This is a genomic window from Streptomyces sp. NRRL S-495 (genome assembly GCF_000966955.1).
Taxonomy (GTDB): domain Bacteria; phylum Actinomycetota; class Actinomycetes; order Streptomycetales; family Streptomycetaceae; genus Kitasatospora; species Kitasatospora purpeofusca.
The window spans coordinates 1-7,526 of sequence record NZ_JZWY01000539.1 but is presented as its reverse complement, the minus strand read 5'-3'; the positions used below and the strand labels follow the sequence as shown (position 1 = coordinate 7,526).

The 7,526-nt window shown below is 73.5% G+C and carries 5 protein-coding genes and 1 CRISPR repeat array; of the genes, 2 read left to right on the top strand and 3 right to left on the bottom strand.

The annotated features are described in order from the left end of the window. Position 1: 1 nt before the first annotated feature. A CRISPR array of direct repeats spans positions 2-272; the repeat unit is 27 nt; unit sequence GACCATCCCCGCGTGTGCGGGGAGCAG. A 188-nt stretch (positions 273-460) separates the two neighbouring features. Next, positions 461-1,210 carry a dienelactone hydrolase family protein gene (locus VR45_RS26535; RefSeq protein WP_045942355.1) on the bottom strand — a complete coding sequence of 250 codons (750 nt, stop codon included), beginning with the start codon at positions 1,208-1,210 and terminating at the stop codon, positions 461-463. 160 nt (positions 1,211-1,370) lie between these two features. Here VR45_RS26535 and VR45_RS26530 point away from each other — a divergent pair, with 160 nt between their 5' ends. Then, a complete protein-coding gene (locus VR45_RS26530; protein WP_045942354.1) occupies positions 1,371-2,249 on the top strand; it encodes a helix-turn-helix transcriptional regulator in 879 nt (292 codons plus the stop codon). A 26-nt stretch (positions 2,250-2,275) separates the two neighbouring features. Here the strand turns inward: VR45_RS26530 and VR45_RS26525 are convergent, their stop codons facing one another. Then, complete coding sequence (locus tag VR45_RS26525; RefSeq protein ID WP_045942353.1) at positions 2,276-3,937, bottom strand: serine/threonine-protein kinase; 1,662 nt, start codon at positions 3,935-3,937, stop codon at positions 2,276-2,278. Positions 3,938-3,975: 38 nt separating this feature from the next. Further along, a complete protein-coding gene (locus VR45_RS42705) occupies positions 3,976-5,508 on the bottom strand; it encodes a serine/threonine-protein kinase (RefSeq protein ID WP_052709397.1) in 1,533 nt (510 codons plus the stop codon). Between the two features lie 698 nt (positions 5,509-6,206). On the opposite strand from VR45_RS42705, the gene VR45_RS26515 reads away from it, so the two are divergent. Next, positions 6,207-7,364, top strand: coding sequence for a serine hydrolase domain-containing protein (locus VR45_RS26515; protein ID WP_052709396.1), 1,158 nt, complete (start codon positions 6,207-6,209; stop codon positions 7,362-7,364). The last annotated feature ends 162 nt before the right edge of the window (positions 7,365-7,526 follow it).

Sequence of the window (7,526 nt, the reverse complement as noted above, 5' to 3'; positions counted from 1 at the left end):
GGACCATCCCCGCGTGTGCGGGGAGCAGGAAACGGGGCGCGGCGGGGTCGTTTCGGTGGCGGGACCATCCCCGCGTGTGCGGGGAGCAGAACCAGAACCGTGACGCCTACCTGAAGATCCCGGGACCATCCCCGCGTGTGCGGGGAGCAGCGCCGCCACCACCGATCCAACTGTGCTTGCCGGGGACCATCCCCGCGTGTGCGGGGAGCAGACCATCAAGGCCGACATGATCACCATCCCGCAGGGACCATCCCCGCGTGTGCGGGGAGCAGAGTGCGTGACCTCCGCGTTCAAGCGGCGAGGGAGCCGGATTTCGCAACTTCTTGAGAATCGGACATCTGGTACATCACCATCCCGGAAGCCCTCAGGGGCAACCGAAGCCTACGCTGCCCGCTCAAGCCGACGCTGCGGGGCCCGGCCCAACGAGTTCGCCTCGGTGGGCCGGGCAAGGCCACCTCCCTCACGCCGCCGGTTCGCCGACCCGTACCCCCGTGAAGGCCAGCAGGCGGTGCCAGGCGTCCGTGCACGCCTCGCTCCAGTCCTCGTCGCTGTCGTCGAAGAACGAGTGCGGGGCGCCCTCGTAGACCTTCATCTCGTACTGCTTGCCCGCACGCTCGAGACCCCCGGTGAACTCCGCGAACTCCTCCCGCGTCGTCACCACGTCCTCGCCGGCCAGCAGCATCAGCAGCGGCGCCGTCAGCTGCTCCGTCCGGTCGCCGAAGAAGCGCGGCACGCCGTAGAAGCCCGCCGCGCCGGAGAGGCCGAGGTCGGCGGCGGCCAGGCGCCAGGAGTAGGAGCCGCCGAGGCAGAAGCCGACGCCGAAGACCGGGGCGTCGGTCCACTCGCGCAGCTTGGTCAGCGCCGCCGCCGCGTCGGCCTCGACGTGGGCGGGCTCCAGCAGCGGCATGTGCACTGCCCAGTCGAAGTCGGCGTCGCGGGGGGTCAGGCCGGCCGAGCGGCCGTAGAAGTCGAAGGCCATGACCTGGAAGCCGGCCTCGGCGAAGCGTCGGGCGAGGTCCTCGTAGAACGGGTGCAGGCCGCGCCGGTCCGGCAGGAGGAGGATGCTGCGGCCGTTGGGGACGGACGGGGCCGCGCGGAAGGCGTTGAACCGGTTGCCGTCGGCTGCGGTGATCTCCAGCCGGCCCTCCTCGGCGACCGCTCCGGTGGTGAACGGGGCGGCGGGCGGGCGGCTGTCGGTGGGGTGGCACATGGGGTGTCCCTAAGCAGGTGAGGTGGTGCGGGAGCCCGGGGCTCCCTCGAACAAGCCCCAGCCTGTCGGGGCCACGCCCGACCGCCCAGGCCCCACTGATACGGGTACTGCCAGGGCCACCCTCGGCACCGGCCATTCAGCACCGGTCATACTGGCCCGCATGGACGATCACCATGATTTCGGGGAGTTCCTCCAGGCCCGCCGGGCGCTGATCACCCCGCAGAGCGCCGGGCTGCGCGGCGGTGGACGGCGGCGGGTGCCGGGTCTGCGGCGCGAGGAGTTGGCGCAGTTGGCGGGGATCAGCGTCGAGTACTACCAGCGGTTGGAGCAGGGCCGGGCGAAGCACCCGTCCGACGAGGTCCTCGACGCGCTCGCCGAGGTCCTCCGCCTGGACCGGGTGGAGCGCGAGCACCTGCACCGCCTCGCCCGTCCCGGCCGGAAGGACCGTCCCACCGGCGGGCCCGAGTCGGACCGTCCGGGGACCGCCCGCCCGGAGCTGGTGCGGCTGCTGGAGCACGTGCGGGTCCCGGCGATGGTGCTGAGCGACCGCCTGGACGTGCTCGCCCTGAACCCGGTCGCCAAGCGGCTGTTCGTCCACGGCGCGTCCGCCGCGCCGGGGAGCTGGAACCTGGCCGTGTTCCTCTTCCTCGCCCCGGAGGCCAGGGAGTTCTACGTCGAGTGGGACCGGCTCGCCGCCGACACGGTGGGCCAGCTCCGCGCCACCGCCGGCCGCTTCCCCGAGGACCGGCAACTCGCCCGGCTGATCGACCGGTTGCGCGCGGAGAGCGACACCTTCCACCGGCTCTGGTCCCGCGCGGACGTCGAGGTCCGCACCCACGGCACCAAGAGCTTCCGCCATCCGGCCGTGGGCACGCTCACCTTCACTTACGAGACCCTCGACCTCTCCGGCCCGGAACGCCAGCGCCTGGTGACCCTCACCCCGGTCCCGAACGACCCGACCGAGGCCGCCCTGCACCTCCTCACCACCTGGGCCACCGACTCGACGGTCCCGGCCGCCCGCCAGCCCCAGGACGCCTGAACACCAAGACACGACTGCGCGGGCACTCAGTGCGGCATCGCCGCCAGCGCCGCGCGCGCGACCTCGGCCGCCTGCGCCTCGCAGCGCTCCGCCGGGTGCTCCGACCCGCCCAGGCCCACCCAGAGCCAGACGTTGCCGTCCCGGACGGCGAGGGAACAGCTCTCGCCCCGGCCGGGCGCGTCCCAGAACGCGTCGTCCCCCACGCCGATGCCGGGGGCGTTCCGCTTGCCCTCGGCGAAGTCGGAGAAGTCCTTCCGTTGCACCCGGGTGCCGTTGTCGCTGCCGGAGCTGCGCCGGATCTTCCAGGTCACGGTGGCGGCCGCGGTGTCGTCCCGGTAGCGGAGGCCGTCGGCCGCCAGGTACGAGCCGTACCAGGCGCACTGGGTCTCGGCGTTGGTGGTCTGTTCGAAGTAGCGGTCGTCCTCCGTGCGCCGCTGCTCGGTGGGCAGCGGCAGTTGGGGGGCTGCCTCCGAACAGATCGGCGCCTTCAGGTACTTGTCCGCGACGGCCGGGCCGGTACCTGCTCCCCCGCCGTCCGGGTCGCGCAGCAGCAGGTACCCGCCGCCGCCGAGACCGGCCAGCGCGAGCACGACGGTGGCCATCAGGGCGGTGGGCCGACGGCGCCGAGGAGGCGGGGCCGGTGCCGGTTCCGGTGCCGACGTAGCGTCGACCGCGGCACCGGGACCGGTGACCGATCCGTCCAGGACGGTGCGCAGCGCGGTCAGTTCGGGCTGAACAACAGCGGCGACAACAGGCCCGACGGCGACAGGCGCTCCCGCGCGAAGCACCAGGGTGCGGCCCGGATCGGCCAGCAGCCGGTCGACCTCCGCCTGCTGCGCCGTGATCATCGTGTGCACCGCGGCCGGCCACCGCCGGGCGGCCGGGGCGACCGGGCCGAGGAGTTCGAGCAGCCGGGCCGGGGTCGGCCGGGCGGCCGGGTCCTTGACCAGGCAGGCTTCCAGGAACGGACGCGTTTCCGGTGCGACGCCGCCGAGGTCCGGCTCGCTGTGCACGACGTTGTAGAGGGTCCGCAGGGCGGACGCCCCCTCGAACGGGCTGCGTCCGCTCAGGGCCAGCGCCAGCAGGGAGGCGAGCGAGAACACGTCGCTCGCCGGGGTCAGGGCCCGCCCCTCCGCCTGCTCGGGGGACATGAACGCGGGCGAACCGATCACCCCGCCGGTGTGGGTGAGTTCGGCGTCCTCCTCGACCGCCCGGGCGATCCCGAAGTCGATCACCCGCACGCCGTCCTCGGCGAGCAGGACGTTGCCGGGCTTGAGGTCGCGGTGGATCAGCCCGGCCCGGTGGATCTCCACCAGGGCCGTCGCCAGGCCGACCGCCAGCCCGTGCACGGCGTCCGAGGGCAGCGGCCCGCCGGACTCCACCGCGTCCGCCAGCGACGGGCCGACCACGAACACCGAGGCCAGCCAGGGCGTCACGGCCTCCACGTCGGCGTCCATCACGGCCGCCGTGTAGGCGCCGGACACCCGGCGGGAAGCGGCGACCTCGCGCCGGAACCTGGCCCGGAACGCGTCATCGGCGGCGAACCGTTCATGCACCTGCTTGACCGCCACCAGCCGCCCGTCCGGGCCCGCACCCAGCAGCACCCGGCCCATCCCGCCGCGGCCGAGCTCGGCCAGGACCCGGTACGGGCCGACCTCGGCCGGATCGGACTCCCGGCGCGGCCGCATCGAGGCTCCCGAGGCACCCGAAGCGCCCGAGGGGCCGGTCACTTGAACGCCGGCGTCGTGGCGGACATGTCCGGGGACGCGCCGTTCACCGTCACGTACTGCGCCAACTCCACCGCCGACGCGGCGAGCGCCTTGGTCGTCTCCTCGCACTGCCCCTTCGGGTAGGCGGCACCCTTCACCGCGAGGAACACGTACAGATTGACGTCCCGGACGTAGAGCACGCAGTTGCTGTCGCTCAGATACTTCGCCGGAAGCCAGAACGCCTCCTCCGCGTAGCCGGGGTCCGTCACCCGCGTATGACCGCCGATGTAGAGGCCCTCGTAGTGCGCCTTCGCCCGCTCGGCGCCGCTCACGCCGCCGGGGACGCTCGGGTGGACGTCCCAGACGATGCTGATCTCGTCTCCGCTGCGGGAGTTCCACTGGCAGGACTTCTCCGGGTACTTCCCGTACGTGTCCGTGGCCTCCCAGGTCCCGGGATTGCCCCACGGTGACGAGAACTCCGGTGGTGCCGTCACCCTGCGGGCGTCCGCGCAGGTCGGCACCGCCGGCGCGTACTTGTCCTTGACCTGCGCGAGCGGGACGTTCCCGGGCGTGGGCACCGCCTCCGGGAACACGTCCTCCAGGTCCACCACCCCGGCGGCGACCAGCCCGCCCGCGACCCCGGCGAGCGCCAGCACCGTCGCACCCACCGCCAGCGCGATCCGCGTGCCGCGCCGACGCCGACGAACGGGCGCGGGTGCGGGTGTGGACTGCGGCGCGGACGCGGTCTGTGTGGGTGCGGCAGGTGGGAACACGGACGGCACACCGCCCCCCATCAACCGGGCGACCTCCGCCCGCTGCACCGCGAGCAGGCCGTGCACCGCCTCGGGCCACGGCCGCGCCGCCGGCTCGATCCTCCCCAGCGCCGCGAGCACCGCCTGCGGGGTCGGCCGGGCCGCCGGATCCTTCGCCAGGCACGCCGCGACCAACGGCCGCAGGCCCACCGGCACCCCGCTCAGCTCCGGCTCGGCGTGCAGGACGGCGAACAGGATCCGCGGCAGCGACTCCCCGGCGAAGGCCGGACGACCGGCACAGGCCACCGCGAGCGTCGCACCGAGCGAGAACACGTCACTGGCGGGCGTCAGTTCACGACCCTCCACCTGCTCGGGCGACATGTAGCCGGGCGAGCCGATCATCGCGCCGGTGCGGGTCAGTTTTGTGTCCTGCCCCTCGGCCGCCCGGGCGATCCCGAAGTCGATCACCCGCACGCCGTCCTCGGCGAGCAGCACGTTGGAGGGTTTGAGGTCACGGTGGATCAACCCGGCGCCGTGCACGTCGATCAGCGCCTGCGCCAGCCCGGCCGCCAACCGGCGCGCCGAGTCCTCCGGCAACGCCCCGACCACCCGCAGGGCCTCGTTCAGCGCCGGCCCCAGCACGAACTGCGAGGCCAGCCAGGGTGTCCCGGCCTCCGGATCGGCGGCGATCACCGCCGCCGTGTACGCACCCGAAACCCGCCGCGAAGCCTCCACCTCACGCCGGAAGCGCACCCGGAACCCGTCGTCCCCGGCGAACTCGGCGTGCACCTGCTTCACCGCAGCCGCCCGCCCAGCAGCACCCGGCCCATCCCGCCTTGCCCGAGCACCGCCAGCACCCTGAACGGCCCGACCTGCGCGGGACCGTACGGCCCTAGACCCTCCACGTTGACATGCCCCCCACCGCCAGCATGCGACGGATCATACCGACGCCCCCCACCACCAGCACCCCCAACCCCAGCCCCACCCACCGGAGCAGCACATGACACAGCGCTGGAGGACGATCCCCCATTGCGTGGGGGCAATCCCCGCGTGCGCGGGGAGCAGTACCGATCACATCTGCGGGCGCTGGTAGGAGAGGGACCATCCCCGCGAGCGCGGGGAGCAGTCTCGGTCCGCGTTCGCCGCCGGAAAGTCGTAGGGACCATCCCCGCATGCGCGGGGAGCGGGCGCCGGGCTGGGCCTGCACCCACACGCCCGGGGGACCATCCCCGCATGCGCGGGGAGCGGAGTTCGTGACCTGTGGGTCTACGGGGCGTCGGGGTGGAAGCCTGCGACTTCTTCGGATTCGGTCATTTGGGACTCTCGGAGGCGGAGCACAAACGCGTTGCCCCAGCAGGGTACCGACAGCAGCCACCCCCCGATCGTCCACCGCCCGCCCGCACAAGTGCTTTCCCCCGCAAGGGGGTTGTCCCCCGGCCGAGACGGGGGGGTGGCCCGACCGCCGAACGGGTGTACACGCACGTAGCTTGGGCCGCATGAAGAAACACGCCTTACCCGCGACCCTCACCCTCGCCCTCGTCGTCGGCGCCACCCTGCCGACCGCCGCCGCCTCCGCCACTTCGGCACACCCCCGCTGCGGCAACCATCAAGCGCTGCAGGGCGCGTTGGACGGCCTGACCGGCGAGCACCGGCTGGCCGGCGCCGTCGTCGAGGTCGTCGACCCCGCCTGCGGCACGTGGGCCGGCGCGAGCGGCGTCGCCGAGGTGCGGACGGGGCGGCCGGCGAGTGCCGGGGACCGGTTGCGCATCGGCAGTGTCACCAAGACGTTCACAGCCACCGTCGTCCTCCAACTCGCCGCCGAGGGGCGGCTCTCGCTCGACTCCACCGTGGCGGACCACCTACCCGGCCTGGTCCAGGGCGGCGGCTATGACGGGCGCGCCATCACCGTCCGCCAACTCCTCCAGCAGACCGGTGGATTGCCGGACCACGCCGACGCGTTCGCCGACGCGGACGTGGACTGGCTGCGCCACCATCGGTTCGAGCCGCGGGAACTCGTCGAAGCGGCGCTTCGCCTGCCGCACCCCGCGCCCGGCTGGCACTACTCGACCACCAACTACGTCCTCGCGGGCCTCGTCGTCGAGCAGGTCACCGGGCGGTCGATCGAGGACGAGGCCACCCGGCGCGTCATCGACCCGCTGCGCCTGCGCGACACCTACTGGCCGGGCATGGCGGAGGACATTCGCGGCCGCCACTCGCACAGCTACTTCACGGCCGAGCGCGACGGCGGGCCGGTCCGGGTCGACGGCACCCGCTGGAACACCTCGGCCGGAGGCGCGGGCGGTGCGCTGATCTCCACACCCTCCGACGTCAACCGTTTCCTCGCCGCGCTGCTCGGCGGCCGTCTCCTCCCCGCCGCACAACTCGCCGAGATGCGCACCACCGTGCCGGGCGACCCCGAACGCCTCGGCAGCGAGGGCCGTTACGGGCTCGGCCTGATCACCGAACCCCTCTCCTGCGGCGGCGTCTGGACCGGCCACACCGGCTCCACCCGGGCCGGCCACCACACCGTCACGGCGACGGCCCCCGGCGGCCGGCAGGCAACGATCGCCATCAACGAGTCCCCCACCACCGACGCGGCCGCCAACGCCGTGCTCGCCGCCCTGTACACCGCCCTCTGCCCGCCCCGGACGTGAGGAGGGGTGGAGCAGAAGCACTGACCGGCCGCCGCCCGCGGCGCGGCCCCTCGGAGTGCGCTCCGAGGGGCCGCGCTGTCGGCGCACCGACCGAACGTCAGCTGGTCGCGACCGAGGTGTCGTCGATCACGAAGCTGGTCTGCAGCGAGGAGTCCTCGGTGC

Excerpts from the sequence above, each read along its gene's own strand:
- VR45_RS26535 (WP_045942355.1), bottom strand. The coding sequence starts at position 1,210 with ATGTGCCACCCCACCGACAGCCGCCCGCCCGCCGCCCCGTTCACCACC.
- VR45_RS26530 (WP_045942354.1), top strand. The coding sequence starts at position 1,371 with ATGGACGATCACCATGATTTCGGGGAGTTCCTCCAGGCCCGCCGGGCG.
- VR45_RS26525 (WP_045942353.1), bottom strand. The coding sequence starts at position 3,937 with ATGCGGCCGCGCCGGGAGTCCGATCCGGCCGAGGTCGGCCCGTACCGG.
- VR45_RS26515 (WP_052709396.1), top strand. The coding sequence starts at position 6,207 with ATGAAGAAACACGCCTTACCCGCGACCCTCACCCTCGCCCTCGTCGTC.